General features: G+C 30.9%; 23 protein-coding genes and 2 pseudogenes. 3 read left to right on the top strand and 22 right to left on the bottom strand.

All coding sequences use genetic code 11. The features are described from left to right. Nucleotides 1-41: 41 nt before the first annotated feature. The 11 genes and pseudogenes from F594_RS0101200 to F594_RS0101150 all read right to left on the bottom strand — a co-directional run. Nucleotides 42-254 (bottom strand): annotated as a pseudogene (locus tag F594_RS0101200) (hypothetical protein); the annotation flags it as partial. Between the two features lies 1 nt (nucleotide 255). Then, nucleotides 256-594 (bottom strand): annotated as a pseudogene (locus tag F594_RS0101195) (plasmid mobilization protein); the annotation flags it as partial. 75 nt (nucleotides 595-669) lie between these two features. Beyond that, nucleotides 670-858, bottom strand: a complete 189-nt coding sequence (locus F594_RS09440) for a helix-turn-helix domain-containing protein (protein ID WP_257877040.1) — start codon at nucleotides 856-858, stop codon at nucleotides 670-672. Nucleotides 859-931: 73 nt separating this feature from the next. Further along, complete coding sequence (locus F594_RS0101185) at nucleotides 932-2,374, bottom strand: ApeA N-terminal domain 1-containing protein (protein ID WP_019034270.1); 1,443 nt, start codon at nucleotides 2,372-2,374, stop codon at nucleotides 932-934. 9 nt (nucleotides 2,375-2,383) lie between these two features. Next, nucleotides 2,384-2,779 carry a DUF4275 family protein gene (locus F594_RS0101180; protein ID WP_081620937.1) on the bottom strand — a complete coding sequence of 132 codons (396 nt, stop codon included), beginning with the start codon at nucleotides 2,777-2,779 and terminating at the stop codon, nucleotides 2,384-2,386. Between the two features lie 86 nt (nucleotides 2,780-2,865). Then, entirely contained in the window at nucleotides 2,866-3,102 is a 237-nt protein-coding gene (locus tag F594_RS0101175) for a hypothetical protein (RefSeq protein ID WP_248612679.1), read from the bottom strand. An 18-nt stretch (nucleotides 3,103-3,120) separates the two neighbouring features. Then, entirely contained in the window at nucleotides 3,121-3,483 is a 363-nt protein-coding gene (locus tag F594_RS0101170; protein WP_019034267.1) for a plasmid mobilization protein, read from the bottom strand. A 328-nt stretch (nucleotides 3,484-3,811) separates the two neighbouring features. Continuing rightward, nucleotides 3,812-5,302 (bottom strand): VapE domain-containing protein, encoded by a 1,491-nt coding sequence (locus F594_RS0101165; RefSeq protein ID WP_019034266.1) that lies wholly within the window; start codon nucleotides 5,300-5,302, stop codon nucleotides 3,812-3,814. A 117-nt stretch (nucleotides 5,303-5,419) separates the two neighbouring features. Next, nucleotides 5,420-5,782 (bottom strand): plasmid mobilization protein, encoded by a 363-nt coding sequence (locus F594_RS0101160; protein WP_019034265.1) that lies wholly within the window; start codon nucleotides 5,780-5,782, stop codon nucleotides 5,420-5,422. Then, nucleotides 5,775-6,899, bottom strand: coding sequence for a site-specific integrase (locus tag F594_RS0101155; RefSeq protein WP_019034264.1), 1,125 nt, complete (start codon nucleotides 6,897-6,899; stop codon nucleotides 5,775-5,777). Before F594_RS0101155 ends, F594_RS0101160 begins: the two co-directional genes overlap by 8 nt. Before the next feature lies 1 nt (nucleotide 6,900). Then, nucleotides 6,901-7,095 (bottom strand): hypothetical protein, encoded by a 195-nt coding sequence (locus tag F594_RS0101150; RefSeq protein WP_019034263.1) that lies wholly within the window; start codon nucleotides 7,093-7,095, stop codon nucleotides 6,901-6,903. A 262-nt stretch (nucleotides 7,096-7,357) separates the two neighbouring features. Here F594_RS0101150 and F594_RS0101145 point away from each other — a divergent pair, with 262 nt between their 5' ends. The 3 genes from F594_RS0101145 (at nucleotide 7,358) to F594_RS0101135 (ending at nucleotide 9,275) form a co-directional block, all read left to right on the top strand. Beyond that, complete coding sequence (locus tag F594_RS0101145; RefSeq protein ID WP_019034262.1) at nucleotides 7,358-7,789, top strand: helix-turn-helix domain-containing protein; 432 nt, start codon at nucleotides 7,358-7,360, stop codon at nucleotides 7,787-7,789. A 684-nt stretch (nucleotides 7,790-8,473) separates the two neighbouring features. Beyond that, a complete protein-coding gene (locus F594_RS0101140) occupies nucleotides 8,474-8,848 on the top strand; it encodes a hypothetical protein (protein WP_019034261.1) in 375 nt (124 codons plus the stop codon). 1 nt (nucleotide 8,849) lies between these two features. Then, nucleotides 8,850-9,275, top strand: a complete 426-nt coding sequence (locus F594_RS0101135) for a MarR family winged helix-turn-helix transcriptional regulator (protein ID WP_002840511.1) — start codon at nucleotides 8,850-8,852, stop codon at nucleotides 9,273-9,275. A 328-nt stretch (nucleotides 9,276-9,603) separates the two neighbouring features. Here F594_RS0101135 and F594_RS09860 read toward each other — a convergent pair whose 3' ends face one another. From F594_RS09860 to F594_RS0101080, 11 genes are all read right to left on the bottom strand, one after another. After that, the gene (locus F594_RS09860; protein WP_072071454.1) at nucleotides 9,604-9,855 is read right to left on the bottom strand and encodes a mobilization protein; all 252 of its coding nucleotides are present in this window, start codon (nucleotides 9,853-9,855) and stop codon (nucleotides 9,604-9,606) included. Nucleotides 9,856-10,065: 210 nt separating this feature from the next. Continuing rightward, nucleotides 10,066-11,580, bottom strand: a complete 1,515-nt coding sequence (guaA, locus tag F594_RS0101125; protein WP_019034259.1) for a glutamine-hydrolyzing GMP synthase — start codon at nucleotides 11,578-11,580, stop codon at nucleotides 10,066-10,068. Between the two features lie 122 nt (nucleotides 11,581-11,702). Then, nucleotides 11,703-12,395, bottom strand: coding sequence for a V-type ATP synthase subunit D (locus tag F594_RS0101120; RefSeq protein ID WP_004824194.1), 693 nt, complete (start codon nucleotides 12,393-12,395; stop codon nucleotides 11,703-11,705). 78 nt (nucleotides 12,396-12,473) lie between these two features. Further along, entirely contained in the window at nucleotides 12,474-13,868 is a 1,395-nt protein-coding gene (locus F594_RS0101115; RefSeq protein WP_009344852.1) for a V-type ATP synthase subunit B, read from the bottom strand. Beyond that, nucleotides 13,861-15,636 carry a V-type ATP synthase subunit A gene (locus F594_RS0101110; RefSeq protein WP_019034258.1) on the bottom strand — a complete coding sequence of 592 codons (1,776 nt, stop codon included), beginning with the start codon at nucleotides 15,634-15,636 and terminating at the stop codon, nucleotides 13,861-13,863. Before F594_RS0101110 ends, F594_RS0101115 begins: the two co-directional genes overlap by 8 nt. 9 nt (nucleotides 15,637-15,645) lie before the next feature. Then, nucleotides 15,646-15,954, bottom strand: coding sequence for a V-type ATP synthase subunit F (locus F594_RS0101105; RefSeq protein WP_004824224.1), 309 nt, complete (start codon nucleotides 15,952-15,954; stop codon nucleotides 15,646-15,648). Beyond that, complete coding sequence (locus tag F594_RS0101100; protein ID WP_019034257.1) at nucleotides 15,947-16,942, bottom strand: V-type ATP synthase subunit C; 996 nt, start codon at nucleotides 16,940-16,942, stop codon at nucleotides 15,947-15,949. Before F594_RS0101100 ends, F594_RS0101105 begins: the two co-directional genes overlap by 8 nt. An 8-nt stretch (nucleotides 16,943-16,950) precedes the next feature. Continuing rightward, the gene (locus F594_RS0101095) at nucleotides 16,951-17,505 is read right to left on the bottom strand and encodes a V-type ATP synthase subunit E (RefSeq protein WP_019034256.1); all 555 of its coding nucleotides are present in this window, start codon (nucleotides 17,503-17,505) and stop codon (nucleotides 16,951-16,953) included. A gap of 9 nt (nucleotides 17,506-17,514) precedes the next feature. Beyond that, nucleotides 17,515-17,982, bottom strand: a complete 468-nt coding sequence (locus tag F594_RS0101090; protein WP_004824197.1) for a V-type ATP synthase subunit K — start codon at nucleotides 17,980-17,982, stop codon at nucleotides 17,515-17,517. Between the two features lie 13 nt (nucleotides 17,983-17,995). Beyond that, nucleotides 17,996-19,936 (bottom strand): V-type ATP synthase subunit I, encoded by a 1,941-nt coding sequence (locus F594_RS0101085; protein WP_019034255.1) that lies wholly within the window; start codon nucleotides 19,934-19,936, stop codon nucleotides 17,996-17,998. Further along, nucleotides 19,927-20,247, bottom strand: coding sequence for a V-type ATPase subunit subunit G family protein (locus F594_RS0101080; RefSeq protein ID WP_019034254.1), 321 nt, complete (start codon nucleotides 20,245-20,247; stop codon nucleotides 19,927-19,929). Before F594_RS0101080 ends, F594_RS0101085 begins: the two co-directional genes overlap by 10 nt. Between the last annotated feature and the right edge of the window lie 44 nt (nucleotides 20,248-20,291).

Here is a 20,291-nt window from a genome sequence, read left to right as displayed (position 1 = left end):
TGTGAGCATTAAACTCACAGCATTTCTATAGCACAAAACCACCCTAAAATAAAAGATTGTATTAGAATCCCAGACAAAACTGAACCATTAATATCATTATCTTCTCGTGTTTTCATAAACTGAATATGGTCAATATATGTATGACATTTGAATGAAGATACTAAAATTTTTTCATCAGTTTTTTCACCCTCGGTAATGTAATCTATTGCCAAATTTAAAGTTGATTTTATTGGATGTGTTTTTATAATTGCCATACTAATCACCAGAACTTTCTTTTGATTTATTAAGAAGTAGGGAATGGATCTGCCATATTTCTTTTGATAATTTTTCTATCTGATTATTCATAGATTCAATTTCATTTTTGTAAATAACACCAGTTGCATTAGTTGCTTTTACAATCTGATTAATATTGTTTGTTGCATTAGAAAGTAGCCATTGGAGATTTCTAAATGGTTCTAGGTCTACAATATAAATTTCTTTTTCTAATACACATTTCCTAAGAAAGTGGGACATGGTTTTGCAATTTGCAAGTTTCATTTTCTTTTCAAAAATTTCTTTTTCTTCATCTGTTAAATATATTTTTAGTTGATTTTTAAATTTATTTTATACTATATGTCGCTTTTAAGTGTACAACCTATCAAATAAAAAAGAGAGTGTATCAGAATTTAATCATTCTGACACACCCTCTTCATTTATATAGCTAACAATATCTCCCTCATCACATTTAAGACTTTCACAAATTCTTGCTAAAACATCCATGCTAACAATCTCATTCTTACCTAACTTATGAAGAGTTGCTGAGGACATCCCTGTATCTAGTCTTAAGTCTTCTTTATACATTTTCTTCTCGTCAAGCAACTTTCAAAGTTTGCTGTAATAAAATGCCATATTTTTCTCTTTCATTGCTATATTATTATTCACGCTTTTTAACTCACAGTCTCTCTTTTATCTCATGAGTTCCTTCTTGTAAAAATTTAATATCATTAAGCCTGTTCATCTCTTCTACTGTTTTCTTCCTTAATTCGTCAGTAGAAAAACCTAGAATCTTTAGAATATGGAACTGTAGTAATATCCTTAGTTCAGCATTTACTAAAGGCAATTCTTCTCTTGAAAGTGCCTTCTCTTCTTTTTCGATATTATAATGAGTATAGTAATTTCTCGTATCTACTACCTTACTGATATATTCTACTTTATTGTAAGAACTAGGCCAGAAGGGTAATATTCCTTCAGCAAAAATTAAATCAGCCAAGCGACTTCTTAGATGTATCTTTTTACTATTTTGCTGATGCTCATCAAGTAAAAAATCGTGCCATTGATTCTGATTCTCATTACCCCTACAAAAATTATAAGTAATTTTTTCAACTCTAGTAATGTAATCTTTTACATCATCAGTGATAAATCTTGCATGAAAAGTCTCTAAAGCTTGAACCAAGTTTAAAAACAAGACTTCTGGTGCTGTAATTTTATTAGAAAAAACAGTAAAGTAAAGATCCAAGACTGGTTTAAGTTTAGAATATCTATTATTCCAATTTAAAAAAATATTTTGATCATTTATATCTCTTAAAGTAAAGATAAATTTGAACGGTCTAATACTTGCAGTAGATTTTTTCTCTCCCTTTCCAAACAACAAATCAGCTTTTAAAAAATGTTTAGTAACAGATCCATCTTTGTTTTCAAATTCTGAATATATTGTTGGGTGTTGATATTTAATATTCTCAATAACTACCTCATTATCAATACCAAGGCCTATAAGATACTGAATAGATAAAATATCATCTAGTATTTCATCAATCTCTTTAGGTTGATTATAAACAAAGTCTACAAGAACACTTTGACGTGCAATAATCTCCTTACTATATGAATTGCTTTCCATACTTCCCTGTACAGGATAAAATTTTATAAGTAAACCATCTCCAAATTTAAAATTAACAGGATCTTCATGTTCCCAAATCAAATTCACACCATAATTTGAGGAATAGTCCCAGTTATATTTGCACAATCTAGACCAATTTATTATCTCCCCAAAGTCAACGGTAACATTTGAAAACATTACCTCATCTTCAGACTTTATTTCTAGCCCCCAGAAAGCAAAATCAGAGTAAATAATTTGTTGTGTATATGATAATAGATATGTGTGCTCTTTACCCGTTTCACATTTATATAACAAAACTTTTGCTCCAGAAAATAAAGTGCCACATATATATGGAATCTTTCCTTTATAAGGTGGTCTAGGCATTGGATTACTATCACTGGCTGGAATAATTAATTCAAGAACAATAAAATTTTTATCCGAATCAATATGCAGTTCTCCTTGAAAAGTTTTCTCACTATCAAAAAATTTCCATGTTCCGCCATATTTTTGTATATTTCTCATCTAAGCCTCCTAAATATGATTCTCTGCATTAGAGCAAAAATAAGGTCCTAATTCTTCTTCATGCGTTTTTATATTTGTCCATGACCAATCGGAAGCGACAAGATATACCTCGTCATATCTATCGAGCATGTCTGCAGTAATTTCTTCAATGTTATTTTCAAAAACTTTATTTTCATCCCAAGGGAAAAAATAAATTGGACCTACTTTATTTACCTTGTCAAAAGTTTTTCTCGCTTCATTTCCGACCAAGTAACTTCCCTTATCAATTAAATCCAAAAAAGCATGCCATATAAAATTACCTGAATCTCTAACTCTAAAATCTAAATCTTTTTTAGAGACATCTTTTGTAAAATGTTTTATCCATTCTTTCTCAAAATTCATAGAGATTCTCCGTAGCGTTTTCATCTTCAACTTACTAAAGATTATTATACCAGATAAAATCAAATTTCTCATTTAAAAAGGTGCCGTGTTTCTACGACACCTCGGTTTATTTATTCGATTTTATCAATCAAAGTTTCATTATTTCTAACAAAACTTTGATTAAACTTGAATAGTTCCTCTAACATATTTTTCATATCTGAGTGATAAACTTTCTCAAAATTCTCGTAACGATCTTGTACTTCCTGGAAGGTATCTCTCATGGCGTCTAGTTCCTTAATAAAATCCTCAATGCCTCCTAAACCTAAACATAATTCTCTTTCTTTTTCCAATAATCCTTGTTCATTCATATAAATTTTCATTCTTTCTTACTCCTGATATTCTTGTATTTTTTGAATTCTTTTTAATAATAAGCTGTGAATATCCCAGATTTCTTTGGATAACTTGTCTACGTCTTGCCTGATAGCCTGTATGTCATTTTTGTAAATAACACCAGTCATATTAGTAGCTTTTGCAATCTGGTTTATATTATTTGTTACATTTGAAAGTAACCATTGAAGATCTCTAAATGGTTCTAGGTCTACAATATAAATTTCTTTTTCTAATACACATTTTCTAAGAAAGTGGGACATTGTTTTGAAGTTTGCAAGTTTCATTTTCTTTTCAAAAATTTCTTTTTCTTCATCTGTTAAATATATTTTTAGTTGATTATTTCTTTTTCTATTATCCATATATTTCTCCTTTTCACTTATCTTTTGGGGTCTTAGGGTTCTCCCTAACAAGGAAAAAATCATAAAATTATATAGCCTTAAAAACTATTGATTTTTTGATTTTTTCGTAAGTGGGTACTCACTTACTGTGCTTGCTATTAATAACAAGTCTTTAATCTAATTCCCCATAATTTTCCAAATAGAAATTAATAAGTGTAACTGTAACTTATAAAATAAAAACTTCAAAAATTAGGCAAGCTTGTTTTAAGAGTCTGTGTTTGCCCCTTATTATCAAGCCATTAATTTATGTAATCCTAATTTAAGAAGATTTATAACGATTGGTTACAGGTTACAAAGTTACATTTGTATCTTTCACTTGTTTTGCTGTATCTATTTCTAACTGATTTTCTTTTTGCCATTCTTCTGGCAACAAATTCTTATCAACTTCTATAAAGTCATTTTTGTTTTCTGTTTTCTTTTCATAATATAGTTTTACTGGAATTGAGACTCCACTTGGTGAAATTCTCTGGGTCTTTGATGACCTAATTGGAATCCAGTCTTGGAAATAATTATCCATAATCTCTGAAAAAGATTTTGATTTTATTTGGTAGCCTTGCATGGTTAGTTCTTTGAAACAAGTTATATTTGGATCTGCACTTTTCGGCTTATATTCTTCTAAGAAATACCTAATGTCTTCCACATCTGGGTTTAGATATTTAAACTTTTCTTGTTCTTTATACAAGTCTTTTAAAAGATTTTTTGGTATAGTCCATGCATAAGTCTTGTTTTTAAAGATTTCATATCCCAAGGCTAGAGCCTGATTAAAATCTTCTCTTATGCGTGACATATATTCTTTGTCTGAAAGTTTTTCATTGTGATTTTTATCTGGATATATAGTCCTTATTCTTTGATTCGGGTTACATTCAACAGGCAAATATCTTCTTTCTCCAGTATGGTCATTAAGAAAAGTTCTTTCATTTAATGTGCCTATGAATATACATGTCCTAGGCACATCTGTTGCATATTTTTCGTAGGGTATTCTTATCCTATCGCTTAATTTTGATAAAAAAGATTTAGCTTCATTAGCCGATTTTGCATTTCTTAAAGCAACAAATTCTTCAATTTCAACGACAGTTTTACCCATAAGGTTCATGACGGCATCCTTACCTTGAATGTTTTCAATTGTACAAAACCAATCATCTGTTATGGACAAGTATCTTGCAAAAGTCGATTTGCCTATACCTTGTCCCCCAACTAAAACAATCATCTCATCAAACTTAGATCCTGGATTGAAAATTCTTTTTATCATACCTAATATCATATGTTCCATTATCCAATTGTTAAGTTCTGTATCATCCGCTCCCAAATACCTTGGTAAAAGTTTTCTAATGGCATTTTTATCTCCATTCCATTTTAAATTTTGAAGATATTGCTTTGGCGGACTCACTTCATATTGATGAGCTACAAATCGAATAGCTTCCCACATTTTGTTGGTGTTATAATTAATTCCAAAATGTTTTTCTATCTCTAAGCCTAGTCTATTATTTAAAGAATCATCCCAAAGTCGTATTTGATTTTCCTTTATATTTCTTTCTCCAATAATTTTCCCCTGGAATTTTATTTCATTGGTAAATTTATCAAAGAATATTTGTCCATCAATGATTTTTTGGTTTTGACAATATTTGGGATTTAAAATCGCTGTTACAATATTCCCAGTAATTTGTCTAACCATCCCCTTATCTGTAGTTTGTAAATCTAAAAAGGCATAAGTCTGATCTATTTCCGGGAATTTTAATTTAAAATCTGTCATAAGGCTTACTCCTTTTCTTTTTATAACCATTTAATCTCTTTTTTGTTTTATATTTGTTTTCCATTTTATCCTCCTGTCTGGTATAAATAAGACTCCTGTGGTAAAATGAACTTGTCTAGAGAACACTTCTCACAGGAGTGTATGCCTTTACTTTTTGTAGTAGGGGCTTTTTTCTTTTTTGATTTCTTCATATATTTCTAAAATATAAATTAAAATATCAACTTCATCGTCATTTAGTTTTCCAAACTTTTTAATAACTTTTGCTAGTTGAAATATCTCCTTGGCTATATTATCAGAAAGTCTGTAATCACTTACTAACTTAACCTCGTGATTTAATAACATTTGTAGAAAATAATCTTGTTTTTTAAGTCCGCTTATTGCAATCTTTTTGTTTATTAGGTCATATTCTTCTTCAGATACTCTAAAATTTAAAATGCGATTTCTTTTTCTATTTTTCTCTTTATTTCTAGTTTTTTGTGAAATTTCATCTAATGAATGTCTTCTAAACATCTTTATCATCCTCTTCTAATAAATCTTTCCAATCATTTGCCTTATTATTTCTCACTTGTGTTAAAGACAGAGCCATTTCTTTTTGCTTACTAGGGAAGAGATGAGCATACCTATAGGTGATGTCAATTGATTCATGTCCAACCCTATCAGCTATTGCCGTTGCTGAAAATCCTAATTCAATTAGAAGCGAAACATGTGAATGCCTTAAATCGTGTATTCGAATTCTTTTTACTTGAGATTTCTTAGATCCTCTATCCATTTCATGGTGTAGGTAGCTCTTAGAGAAATTAAATATTAAGTCTTTTGCTTTTAACTTATAAAAACTGTCTATATATTCTTTAATCTCTTCAGTTAAAAATTCAGGCATAACTACTGTCCTTATACTCTTTTTAGTCTTAGGAGCAGTTATTACATTTTTCCCATCGATTCTTTGTAAAGATTCATCAATTTTTAATGTATGCCTTTCAAAATCAAATTTCTCTTTTGTTAAGGCTAATAATTCTCCCATTCTAAGACCACACCAATATAAAAGTTCAAAAGCATAGAATGATTCAGGTTTATCTTTTATAGCTTCTATAAATCTTTCGTATTCGTCTTGAGTCCAAAAGAGCATTTCATCAGCTTCTTTTTCACCCATAGAACCGACATCACGAGCAACATTAGTTTTTAAATTGTAGTACCTACAAGCATGATTTAAGATACTAGATAACTGGGCATGAATAGTTCTCAAATAAGTAGGAGAGTAGTTCTTCCCATTCTTATCCTTAATCTTCATAAGCTCATTTTGCCATTGAATGATGGTTACATTATTAATCTCATTAAGCATTAAATCACCAATATATGGAAGTATTTTTTGATTTACAATTGCTTCTTTTGTCCTCCAAGTATTTTCTCTTATTCTTGGTTTTCTATCCCTCTTGTAAAGTTCAAAAAACTCCCTAAAGCTCATCTCAATTGATTCAGAATGTTGATTTAAAAATTCTTGTTCCCATTTTAATGCTTCTTTTTTTCTTGAAAATCCGCGTTTTTTCTTAGTTAATTTTTCACCTTTCCAGTTGGTATAATTAAATTTACAAAACCAAGTCTTGTTTCCACTTTCATCTCTAAATGCTGGCACTCTAAACCTCCTTTGTATTTGTTGGTTTATAGCAATACTTTTCCATAAAGTATTCTCTATTTACCTTTCCTCTTTGCACACGATAGCCTAATTTAAGTAGATCTTGATTCATATCGTTTATTATCTGATATGCTGTTGTCCTACTTACATCAAGAAATTCTTGTACATCTCTTGCATTCATAAAAATACCTTTCATAATGTCCTCCTTTTATAGTTTGTAAGGTTCTACATCCTCAAAAAAGGCGAGCATTAATTTATATGTCTTACAATTTCCGTTCAATATCGAACGGTATGTATATATAATAACAGTTCATATTTGTTCTGTCAAGTTTTTTCTATTTATTTTTTTCTAAAATATTCAGATACTTGCAAATATTTGCAACAGAACAGTTTTGTTGAGCTTTTGTTCGTTTTGTGATAAAATATTTATAGTTATTGTTAAATAAGGAGGAGTTAGTTTGATTTCTGGAGAAAAATTAAAAAAGTTAAGACTTATGCGAAACTTAACTCAAAAAGAACTTGCCATTAAGTCTGGTTTGACAGATGCTGCTATAAGAAATTACGAACTTGGAAATAGATCTCCAAGTAAAGAACAATTACAAAAAATATCTAAAGCACTTGATTGTGATATATCAGCATTAATTAATCATGAACCTAATTCTATTTTTGAAATAATGCATATAATTTTTGATTATGAAAAAGACATGAAGTTTAGACCATTAACAGGAGAAGGAGAAATTAATGGACTTTTATCAAATGATGTAGACTTCAATAATTTTCTTATAGAATGGAATGAGATGAGAAAAAAGCATTACAACGATGAGATAACAGACGAGGAATTTGAAGATTGGAAGTTATCTTATCCTAAAAAATCAAGATTTTTAAAATAAAAATATGTACTCAAAAGACCGTAGCTTGAAACTACGGTCTAATTTTTGTCCAAATGTAAACCACTTGGAACTATTATTTTAATTATTTTTTTTACTCCCAGTACCATTTGAGTACCAGTAGCTATTTTTTACAACTTTCCTCTCGAAAACCATTCTGGTTTTCTCGCTTAATTGGTATGGATACAATAAATAGCACAATTTATTGTATCCATACCAGATCGCCTGACAGATGATGATGATGTCATGCTGTTGTTGAAACTCATTTTTCACAGGCAGGACACGCAGGAACTATTGAAAAAACAGCTGTAAAGGGAGAAGCCTGAAATCCCTTAGTTTACTAAGAGCGTAATTATACACCACCCAGAGGTTGGTGCATTGTGTTCTCCGAAGGCTCCTCGCCAGAGGGCTGTGATTTTCCGCAGTCATGGTCTGTTCCAAATCAAAAAGAGGACGCTACGCTTCCCCTGCACTGGCTGCCGCCAGCTACCCTTTGAAAGGAAAAATTTATAGAAACAGTATTTACTACGAAATTCACCACTAAAATATTATTTTAAGAGATATAAACTTAAAAACAAATTAGTTGACGCATCAACTAATTTGTGATATACTTCAGTTATTCTTAAAAGTGAGGTAAGAGTAATGAAATATAAACGTTATATTTTCCCTATATTGATGGGGAGTACAATGAGTTGTATTATGTCTCAGATGAATACTGGAAAAATTGTTTTTCCGTCTATACTTGCAATGATGTTATTACAATCTATAGTTGCAAGTATAGCATCTTTGATTTTTCCGGCTGGACTTATAGGTGCAAAAGTAACAGAGAAACTATATACTGGAAAATCATATATTGTTTTTTTAGTTTTTTCATCAATAATTCCAGCGATATATTTTACTGCAATTATGTCTATAAGCGGATTGTTAAGAATGAAGGGATATGATGAGAATTTCTGGAAAATATATTTTTCCTCATTTCCTATTAATGTTGTATTTGGATATTTTTCTAGTATTTTTTGGAATGTGATATTGGACAAATTTTTAAGAAGAAAAGAGGCATAAAGTGAACAAAAGCATTGGAAAACTTATAACTTATTTATCAAGATGTATTCAGCAAGAATTAAAAAATGTAGTTGTTCCATTTGATATAAGTGTCGGAGAAGAGCCTTATTACATGGCACTTACAAAACAGGATGGATTGACTCAGGATGAATTAACAAAACTTGTGAAAGTAGATAAGGCTGCTACGACTCGAATGGTTAAATCATTAGAGCAAAAGGGATATATCACACGAGAAACAGACCCTAAAGATAAGAGAAACAAAAAAATATATCTTACAGAAAGGGGACGATTAAAATATGAACCTTTAAGTAGAGCATTAAAAGAATTTAATCAGAAGTTAACATCAGAATGGACAGATGAACAATATAAAATCGTTTATCAAAGTCTGGAAATGCTACAAAAAAAATTTGAGATTGATAATAAATAAGTTTTAATTTATTGCCCCTCTACACATCGGGTCAACTTGCCTCGAACTTTTACACCTTGGATTGTCAACACTTATTTGTACAATTTAAAATCGAACGCACTAATTTAAGATTAAATGATAATTACTAGTTAATCTTGATTGTCTATATTTAACTGGGGCTGTAAATAATTTTGTGTATCAACCTAAATCCTGACATAAGGGTAAGGGTTGATACATTTTTTGCATTTAAATATCTATACACTCCTATAGAAATAGAGCATATCGTAGTATTATAAAACTTTAATTATTGAACTAGAAGTTTAAATATTATCATAATTTCTACATTTTTTCATTCCCTCCTTAATAATAGTGAATGCACATCCCACAACTCCTTGGATATTTTCTCTATTTTTTCTCTCATATAATCTATATCTTTCTTATAAATGACTCCCGTTGTATTAGTTGCTTTTACGGTCTGGTTTATATTATTTGTTGCATTTGAAAGTGACCATTGTAAATCTCTAAATTGTTCTAGGTCTATAATATAAATTTCTTTTTCTTCATATGTTGAGTATATTTTTAGTTGATTTTTTAAATTTATTTTATACTAGATGTCGCTTTTAATTGTACAACCTATCAAATAAAAAAGACCATAACACTTAAGTTATGATCTAATTTTTTGTCCAAATGTAAACCACTTGGAACTATTATTTAGTTTATTCTTTTTAGCTTCCAGTACCATTTGAGTACCAGTAGCCATTTTTTATTCTCTATATAGCTTGTAATCAAGCCATTTTAGAAAATTTTGCGATTATTCCCATTCGATTGTAGCTGGGGGTTTTGTTGTTATATCATAAACTATTCTATTTATATGGTCTACTTCGTTTACTATTCTTACTGAAATTTTATCTAATACTTCATAGGGGATTCTTACCCAGTCTGCTGTCATAAAGTCTGATGTTTTCACTGCTCTTAGGGCTAGGGTATAGTCATAGGTTCTGTAATCTCCCATTACTCCTACTGATTTATTATCTGTTAGAACTGCAAAGTATTGGCTTATTTCTTCTCTATCCATGGATTTTTCTAATTCTTCTCTAAAGATCTTATCTGCATCTCTTAGGATATCTAATTTTTCTTTTGTTATTTCTCCCATTATTCTTATGGCTAGTCCTGGTCCTGGGAATGGTTGTCTATCTACTAAATAATCTGCAAGTCCTAGTTCTCTTCCTAGTTTTCTTACTTCGTCTTTGAAAAGCATTCTAAGTGGTTCTATTAGTTCTTTAAAGTCTACTACATCAGGTAGTCCTCCCACATTATGATGAGATTTTATTACTGCTCCTCCAAGTCCTGATTCTATTACGTCAGGATAAATTGTTCCTTGTGCCAAGTAGTCTACAGATTTTATTTTTCTTCCTTCTTCTTCAAAGACTCTTATAAATTCTTCCCCAATTATTTTTCTTTTTCTTTCTGGGTCTGTTACTTTCTTTAATCTATTTAAAAATCTTTCTTCTGCATCTATTCTTATAAATTTCATGCCTGAGTTTTTAAAGGCTTCTTCTACTTCGTCCCCTTCATTTTTTCTCATAAGTCCATGATCTACAAAGATACATGTCAGATTTTCTCCTATTGCTTTTGATACTAAGGCTGCTGTTACTGATGAGTCTACTCCTCCTGATAGAGCTAGAAGGACTTTACCTTTCCCTACTTTTTTTCTTATGTCTTCTATTGCTATTTTGGCATAATTTTTCATAGTCCAATTTTGTTCTTCGTGGCATATGTTTAATAGGAAATTTTTAAGCATTTCTTTTCCATGTATTGTATGATTTACTTCTGGATGAAATTGAAATCCGTATAGGTTTTTACTTGTGTTTTCCATTGCTGCCACTGGACAATTTTTTGATTCTGCTATTATTTCAAATCCTTCAGGTAGTTTTTCTACTCTGTCATTGTGGCTCATCCAAACTGATTCTTCTTCATTTAAGTTTTCAAAAATTACAGATTCTTTTGTAATTATTTTTGTCTTTCCAAATTCTCTTTGGCTTGTTCCTATTACCTTTCCGCCTAAGGTATGTGCCATTAGCTGCATTCCATAGCAAAGTCCAAGTATGGGTTTATTTAATTCGAAAATTTCTTTTTCTATTTGAGGGGAATTTTCTTCATATACTGATGAAGGCCCTCCTGTGAATATTATTCCTTTTACTTTTTCATCTTTTGCTTTTTCTAATGCATTTTTGTAGGAAATTACTTCGCAATATATATTTAATTCACGTACTCTTCTTGCAATAAGTTCTTTATATTGACCTCCAAAGTCAACTACTAAAATCATGTACATTCCCTCCCAAATTATTTATTTTATTTTATAATAAATCTCTTAAAATTACCACTACTGTATTTAGCAAAAAATTTAGGGAAGCTATAAACTTCCCTAATAATTGAGTTATTTATTTATCATAAAGTATCAAAATTAAAATCAACCTTATCATACTTTACTGGTTCCTTTTCTTCTTCCTTAGAAATAATGTCTTTTACCTTCATCAATCTTGTTATATTAGCTCTTTCACTTTCATCAAGTTTAGCTCTTATATATTTTATAGTGTCTTTTAGATCAGGTATAGTTTTATATTCTAGTGCATTTACTCTACGCCTTGTTTTTTCAATTTCATCAGCCATAAGTTGTGAGGCTTTTTCTTTTTGGGCGAGTAAAAGGAGCCTATCCATTACTGTTTTTAATTTATCTATGGCACTATCAAGGTCTGATGTTGTCATTATATAACCATATGGATATTTTCTAGCATGTTGTGAGGTTTTCTCCACAATGAATTCCATCTTAGGAATCTCTACACTCATAACATTTTCTTTTGAGATTTTTACCATAGTTTTTATTGAGGGTAATACTATGGATTCCTCAAGCATTTCTGGACTCATAAGGGCTGAAGCCATAAGAAAATCTGAAAAACAATCGTGTAGTTCTTTTTCCACCTCAACTCTTAATTTTTTATTTTCTTTTATTAAATCAATAAACTGTCTCATAAGCTCATCTTGTTTATCTTTTAAAAGTTTATGGCCTCTTGTTGCTGTTAAGAGTCTTTTTTTAAGAGTTGTTTGAGTCATTCTTGTGGGATTAACTTTTAATATAGTCATATTATCCGCCTACTTTTTTCTTTTTTCCTCGTCATTTGATTATTGCAAATCACATGGACTCTTGTTTTTTCTTTATTCTTATTCTTCTTCTTTTAAGTCCTCTTCTTTTTCACCTAAATATTTTTCAATTAACTTATCGTCAATTCTCTTTAGTTCTCCTCTCGGAATTATATCTAATAATTTCCAACCTAGGTCTAGGGTTTCTTCTATATTTCTGTTTGTTTCAAAGCCTTGAGATACATAATTTTTTTCAAATTCATCTGCAAATTTTGCAAAAGCCTTGTCTGATTTTGTAAGGGCAGTTTCTCCTAAAATTGCAGAAAGTTCCTTAGCAGATTTACCTGAAGTGTATGCTGCATAAATTTGATTCATCGTATCTGCATGGTCTTCTCTTGTTTTTCCTTGACCTATTCCCTTGTCCTTAAGTCTTGATAGGGATGGAATTACATTTATAGGAGGTTCTAAACCTTGTTTATATAATTCTTGAGATAAAATAATTTGACCTTCTGTTATATATCCCGTTAAGTCTGGTATTGGATGAGTTATATCTCCCTCAGGCATTGTTAAGATTGGAATTTGTGTTATTGAGCCTTTGCGACCCTTAATTCTTCCAGCTCTTTCATAAAGTCCTGCCAAATCGGTGTATAAATATCCTGGATATCCACGTCGACCTGGTACTTCTTTTCTTGCTGCAGAAACTTCTCTTAAAGCTTCTGCATAATTAGTCATATCAGTCATAAGAACTAAAACGTGCATATCTAATTCAAATGCCAAATATTCAGCACAGGTTAGAGCCATTTTTGGAGTGGCTAATCTTTCAATTGCGGGGTCATCAGCTAGGTTCATAAATAATACAGACCTATCTATTGCTCCTGTTTTTGTCAAGTCATCAATAAAATATTGAGCTTCTTCAAAAGTTATTCCCATAGCTGTAAATACTACAGCAAAATTACCACCACTTAATACTTTTGCTTGTCTTGCAATCTGAGCTGCAAGTTGGTTGTGGGGAAGACCTGCTAGTGAAAATATAGGAAGTTTTTGTCCACGCACTAGGGTATTTAACCCATCAATAGATGAAATTCCTGTTTGAATAAATTCTTCCGGATAATCACGGCTTACAGGATTTATTGGAGTTCCATTTATATCTATTTTTTTCTTAGCTATAATTTTTGGACCGTTATCTATAGGATTTCCTAGACCATCAAAAACACGCCCTATCATATCAGGGCTTACGCCAAGCTCAAGTGGTTTTCCTAAAAATCTAACTTTGGTTCTTGTAAGATTTATTCCGCTGGAGCCTTCAAAAATTTGTACCATTGCCTTGTCCTCATCAATTTCAATTACACGGCCACGTCTTTTTTCTCCAGTTTGTAATTCTATATCTACTAATTCTTCGTAGTTAACTCCCCCAACGCCTTCAACAACCATTAGAGGTCCCACAACTTCAGCTATTGAGTTATATTCCTTAAGCATCTTCTTCGGTACCTCCTCTTTCTAATGATTTCATTTCTTTTGCTATTTCCTCTTGCAAAGAATCTATATTTGAAATATTTTCTTCAGCTATATATTTCATTCTTGCTATCTTATCAATGACAGGAGATTGTTCAATCTCTTTTAGATAAGCTCCTTTTTCTAAAGCTTTTAATCCTGCATCATAGAATTTTAATATAGTATCAAGCATTTTATATTGTTTATTTAATGAGCAGTAGGTATCAATGTCATTGAAGGCATTTTGTTGCAAAAAGTCTTCACGCAAAGATTTTGTGATGTCGAGCTTTAGTTGGTCCCCATCTGATAAGGTATCTCTACCAACTAATCTTACTATTTCAAGAAGTGATGATTCTTCTTGCAAAAGTCCTATTGCTCTTCTCCTATGCTTTGAAAAATTCTTATCTATGTTTTCATCTAAATATTTATCTACCTTATCTTGATATAAGGAGTAAGAATCAATCCAATTTATCGCTGGGAAGTGACGTTGATATGAAAGGTCATAATCAAGTTTCCAGAATATTTTTACAATACGCAAAGTGTTTTGAGTTACTGGTTCTGAAATATCTCCTCCAGGAGGTGATACTGCACCTATAACTGATAAGGCTCCTTCCCTTTCATCAGTTCCTAAACACATTACACGTCCTGCCCTTTCATAAAATTGTGCAATTCTTGATGATAAATAGGCTGGATAACCTTCATCACCAGGCATTTCTTCCAAACGTCCACTCATTTCACGAAGAGCTTCTGCCCAACGTGATGTAGAATCTGCCATCATTGCTACTGAATATCCCATATCTCTGAAATATTCAGAAATTGTTATTCCCGTATAAATACTTGCTTCACGGGCTGCAACAGGCATATTTGATGTGTTGGCGATTAAAACTGTTCTTTTCATTATAGATTCCCCTGTTTTTTGGTCAATCAATTCAGGAAATTCCATAAGTACATCTGTCATTTCATTACCACGTTCGCCACATCCTACATAAACTACAACTTGAGCATCTGCCCATTTTGCAAGTTGATGTTGTACTACAGTTTTACCACTTCCAAAGGGACCTGGTATAGCTGCAGTTCCTCCCTTTGTAATCGGGAAAAATGTATCTATTACTCTTTGTCCTGTAATTAAAGGAGCCCTAGGATCAATTTTTTCTTTGTAAGGTCTGCCTCTTCTTACTGGCCAGCGTTGAATCATATTTAATTCTTTATCTCCATTTTCAGTTTCTAAAATTGCTATAGTATCAGCAACTGTGAAAATGCCTGATTTAATTTCTTTTACCTTACCTTTTACTCCATAAGGAACCATGATTTTGTGGGTTATTACTGAAGTTTCCTCAACTGTACCCAAGATATCGCCAGCACCTAATATATCTCCAACTTTAGCTTGAGGTTTAAATTCCCACTTTTTTTCTCTATCTAGATGTTCAAAAGTTCCCCCTCTTACTAAGAAATCACCATTTGAATTTTTCAAAGCTTCAAGAGGTCTTTGAATACCATCAAACATCTGCTCTAAAAGTCCGGGGCCTAATTCTACTGATAAAGGAGAACCTATTGATACAACTTCATCTCCCGGCCCAATTCCTGTAGTTTCTTCATAAACTTGAATAGAGGCTCTATCTCCTCTCATTTCAATAATTTCACCAATTAATTTATCTTTAGAAACTTCCACTACGTCATAAACATTGGCATCTTTCATACCATCTGCTACAACAAGTGGACCAGATACTTTTAATATTTTACCTTTACTTCTCATTGCCCCTCCTTACAATATATTAGCACCAACGGCCTTTTCAACATTTTTATTAAGATTATTAATCCCTATACCTAAAGTACCTTGATTAGAAGGAATTAAAATGATGGCAGGGATAATTTTTTCATCATATCTTTTAATTGTAGCTGGTATTTTAGCTGCAAGCTGTTCTGTAATGAAAATTACTCCATAATCTTTTCGAGAAAGTTTATCCACAATATCTCTTGTTTCTTCTTTTTCATAGGCAATAAAAACATCAATACCTAAAGCCATAAATGCAAGAACAGAATCCTTATCTCCTATAACTGCAATTTTATACATAAGTATCACGTAACCTTTCTCTAATAAATTCACTTGACAAGCCATTTTGTTTAGCTACAAAAATTATTCTTAAATTTCTAAGTTCAATTTCTTTAGCTATAACATGAGCAAAAATAACTTCGGGTCCATAGGTGATTTTTTTTGCATCTTTTATCAAATCGACCATTTCATTATCTACTAAAAGTTCAAAACGAGATAAAGACCTTCCCTTTCCAAAAAATTCAGTTCCCTGTTTTACATATTTATAGATATTTGAATATTTGAAAAGTTTACTATCAGGCTCAATTTTAGTATTTAAGTAGTTATAAAAATTATCCTTATAAATATTTCCACCATCAATTAAAATGTCTGTCAAAAACTCCAAGTCAGCACCTTCAGCATTAGCTCTCATTAAAGACCTTATATTTTTGAAATCTATTGTATCTTTTACATAAGAATAAAATATGTCTTCATCTGCCTCATCTGCAAGTTTCAAAAGAGATTTAAAATAACATCTATCAAGGTATATATCAATATCTGATGGCCTTTTTGTTTTTTCATATAGTCTTATAGTTTCTTTAACTTCTCTTAAGTATTCATTTTTAGCTGAGGTGTTTTCTTGTAAAAGTTTTCTCAATCCAAAAATGTCAAGATTACCCAAAGGTATATAAAGATGAGATAAATCTTCTTTTTGTACATATTCTTTTGCCATCACCTTTAAATTATGGTAATAATATTTTAAGACAGTAAAATCTATAGGTATGTTTGAAGGACTAATCTCATACATTTCTTTATAAAACCTTAAAAGTTCTTGAGAAAGAGCTTTTTCATAATCAGTATCTTTTTCTAACTTTGATATAGAAGTTTGATAAATTGTGTCATTAAGCATCCTCAAAGCATCTTTTAGACTAGGAGCATCTGCTAATCTCAAGAAAAATTGATGGCTAAGTAATCTTTTTTCTAAAACACGAATCCAAGAAGAACTTTGGATAAACTTACTTCTATCCATCTACTCACCTACTTTTTAAAAAGTTCATCTGATATCAAAGGCATAAGGTCCTCTCTCATAGAATCCACTATGCTGGAAAAATCACCATTATAAATCAAATTGCCCTTCTTAACAAGAAAACCACTTTCTATAAATTCTGATGAAATATTTAAATCCAAATCTGCTTTTTTAATATCTTCATAATATTTTTTTGGAATTTTAACTTCATCTTTTGAGGTCAAATTTAAATTTTTTGTCGAAGCCTTTAAATATTTTATAAAATCTTCAGAAGTCAAATCGTTAAGTTCATCTTTTACCAAATTAAGAACTCTCTCAATAATTTCTTCTCTAGCAAGAAGGATAATATCTCTAGCTTTTAAATTAGCTGTAGAATTTGCCTTTTCAATAATTGATTTACTTTCTTCATCTGACTTTGTAAGAATTCTTTTTTTAATTTCTAAAGCCTCTTCGGTCTTTTCGCCTATAATAGCTTCTTTCTTTTTATCTGCTTGGTTTTCTATGTTTTTTGCCCTTTCTTTTGCTTCATCAGTAATTTTTTTAATAATATTATCTATTCCGGGCATAAATACCTCCTAGGCTCTAAATAGTATGAAGAATGCAGTTGCAAAGGCTAGAATTGCATAAAGTTCTACCATTACTGCATAAATTATACCTTTTGTTTGTTGTTCTTCATTCTTTGCTAAAATATTAAGACCTGCAACTGAAACTTTACCTTGAGCTATAGCTGAGCATAGTCCTCCAAGACCAATTACTCCACCAGAAACCATATACATAAAACCACTTTGTGCTGCAAGGTCTGGGCTTATTTTAAAAAGAATAAAAAGTCCAATTACAAAACCATAAAGTCCTTGAGTACCAGGTAACAACTGAAGTACAAGAGATTTACCGAATTTTTCCGGTTCTTCAATTACAATTCCTGCTGCTGCTTCACCTGCAAGACCAACTCCAATAGCTGAACCTACTCCAGCTAATGCTACTGCCAAAAAAACTCCCAAAGATGCCAGGCAAAGACCTGGGTATTGTGTAAATAATTCTTTCATATTCTCCTCCTAATTAGTCTATATTAAAATATTTTGAATCTTCTACCATTTTTTTGAAGGGGATTCCTCCACCTTCATAAAATTTGTTAAACATTTCTACATATGTCAATCTTGCTGTATGAACATAAGCTGATAAGTAGCATAAAAAACAATTAAATGCTTGAAATACTAAAAATATTACTATTGCAAATAATTTTCCTATTATAGAACTTCCAAAAAGCATACCGGCAATCATATTTACTGCAAGACCTATAAATGACCCACTCAAAACAAGTGCCATAAGTCTTAAATATGAAACAAAATCTCCTATATAAGAGCTTATTCCATAAAGAGCATAAACTCCCCATCCAAACTTTGCTAGGGTTGTTTTTTCGCTCCTACCTCCTGTAAGAACTATTCCTACCATTGCAATAATCATCGCATAAAACAAAATTTTTACAACAATTGGATTCATGGAAACTGCTTTTGATAGACCAAATCCAATTGCTCCAATAAGTGCCATATACCATAAGCCTACATCATAAAAAGCATCTTTTGGTTTATTATCACGAATATCCATATATGCTTTTATGCCGAGTGCAAAAAATATATGAACTCCTCCTAAAAGCAACGATAACATAAGCATTTCCATAATATCTTCTGCTGGATTTATAAGTGTTGGTAGAGGAATAATTCCTCCGAAAAATGAACCAAATACCAATCCAAATATCATAGCCGAAATACTTAGATAATTAAAGAAAGTCATAAATCTTTTTGTAGCTTTATCGAGATTGAAAAACTTTAGAGTTAGTAAACTTCCAATAAATACTAAGAGTCCATATCCTAAATCACCAATCATTATTCCTGCAAATATAAAATAAAATGGTGCAAAAAAAGGTGTTGGATCTATTTCATTGTATTTTGGCATTGAATACATTTCAGTAAGCATCTCAAAAGGACCAACAAATTTATTATTTTTTAACATAATTGGAACTTCATGGGAATTTCTATCGGCTTCTTTTTTATATAAATAGTAATCATCACCGCAAATTAATTGTATAGCTTCTTCAAAAGATTTTAAAAATTTACTTGGTACATAGCCCTCTATCAAGTCTAAGTTTTTAGTTCTCAAAAACTTTTCTGATGAAATAACTTTAAGTTTTTCATTGGACTGATATTCGTAATATATTTTAAAATCATCAAGATATTTCAAATAATTTTTTAATTCTTTATTCAAAGTATCTATAGAATCTAAATTTTGTGATTTTCTTTCACGTAAAGAATTAATGTTTTCATTAATTGTGCCTTTTTCCTTGAAATTAACTAAGGTAAAGCCCATTTTTCTAAAAGCATCAATAACATCCTCATCATCAGATTTATGACAAATAATTAAATAATATGCATAATTCTTATCTGTATGTAGAACATTAAAATAAACTGAATCATTTTCCTTTAAAAGCTCTTCAAAATTTTCCTTATATCTTTGAGGAATTGTCCCCAAATAAATTTTTGAAAATTTTGTTAATTTTAAATCTTCCAAAGGAAGGTCTATTGCCTTATAGGGCAAAAGTTCACTAACCTTATTTAAAATTTCCTGATTCTCGGCTTCTTTTTTTTCAATCTCATCTATTATTGATGAGATTTCCTTATATATTTGCGAAAAGTTAAATTTTCTTGCCCTATTTTTAATTTCCTCATAGGTAAAATGTTTTTTTCCCTCTTTTAAAGCTTCTAGGGCAGGTTTTTTATCTTCTATTTTTTCAAGCCTTTCGATTACATATTTGGATTTATTTAAATAGTCATCTATATCTATAAGCTCCTCTGATCTTGAAACTGCACTTAAATCTTCTTTTGAAAAGTCATTTCCCGAATCAACCAGATGCACATATTTAAACTTTTGTAATTCCTTTAAAAGGCTTTCCCTTTTCTCCTTAAAGGCTAGAAGATAAAATTTACTCATATCAACTATTGCCATTCTATCACGACCTTTTCTACAATCGATTTCACAACTTTTTTCAAAGAGCCCTCATCAACGTTTTTTATTTTTTCTGCTTCTTTTTTAGCATTTTCAACAATAGGGGCTGAGTCCTCTTTTCCTTTTTGTAAAGCTTCTTGTCTTTTTGAACTAGCTTCTTCCTTCGCTTTTTCAATTGTAGTTTTATAGATTTCTTCCGCCTCAATTTCTGCATTTTCAACAACTTTTTTAGCATTCTTTTTAGCTTTTTCAACAATCAAAGAAGCCTCCTCTTCAGCTTTTTTAACTTGAGAAATTGCATCAACTGACATAAAATCACCCCCAAATCTATAATAGATTTTATAAATCTATTATA

Source organism: Peptoniphilus lacrimalis DSM 7455, from assembly GCF_000378725.1.
Classification (GTDB): domain Bacteria; phylum Bacillota; class Clostridia; order Tissierellales; family Peptoniphilaceae; genus Peptoniphilus_A; species Peptoniphilus_A lacrimalis.
The sequence above is the reverse complement of the archived record's forward strand: the minus strand, read 5'-3'. Positions and strand labels throughout refer to the sequence as shown.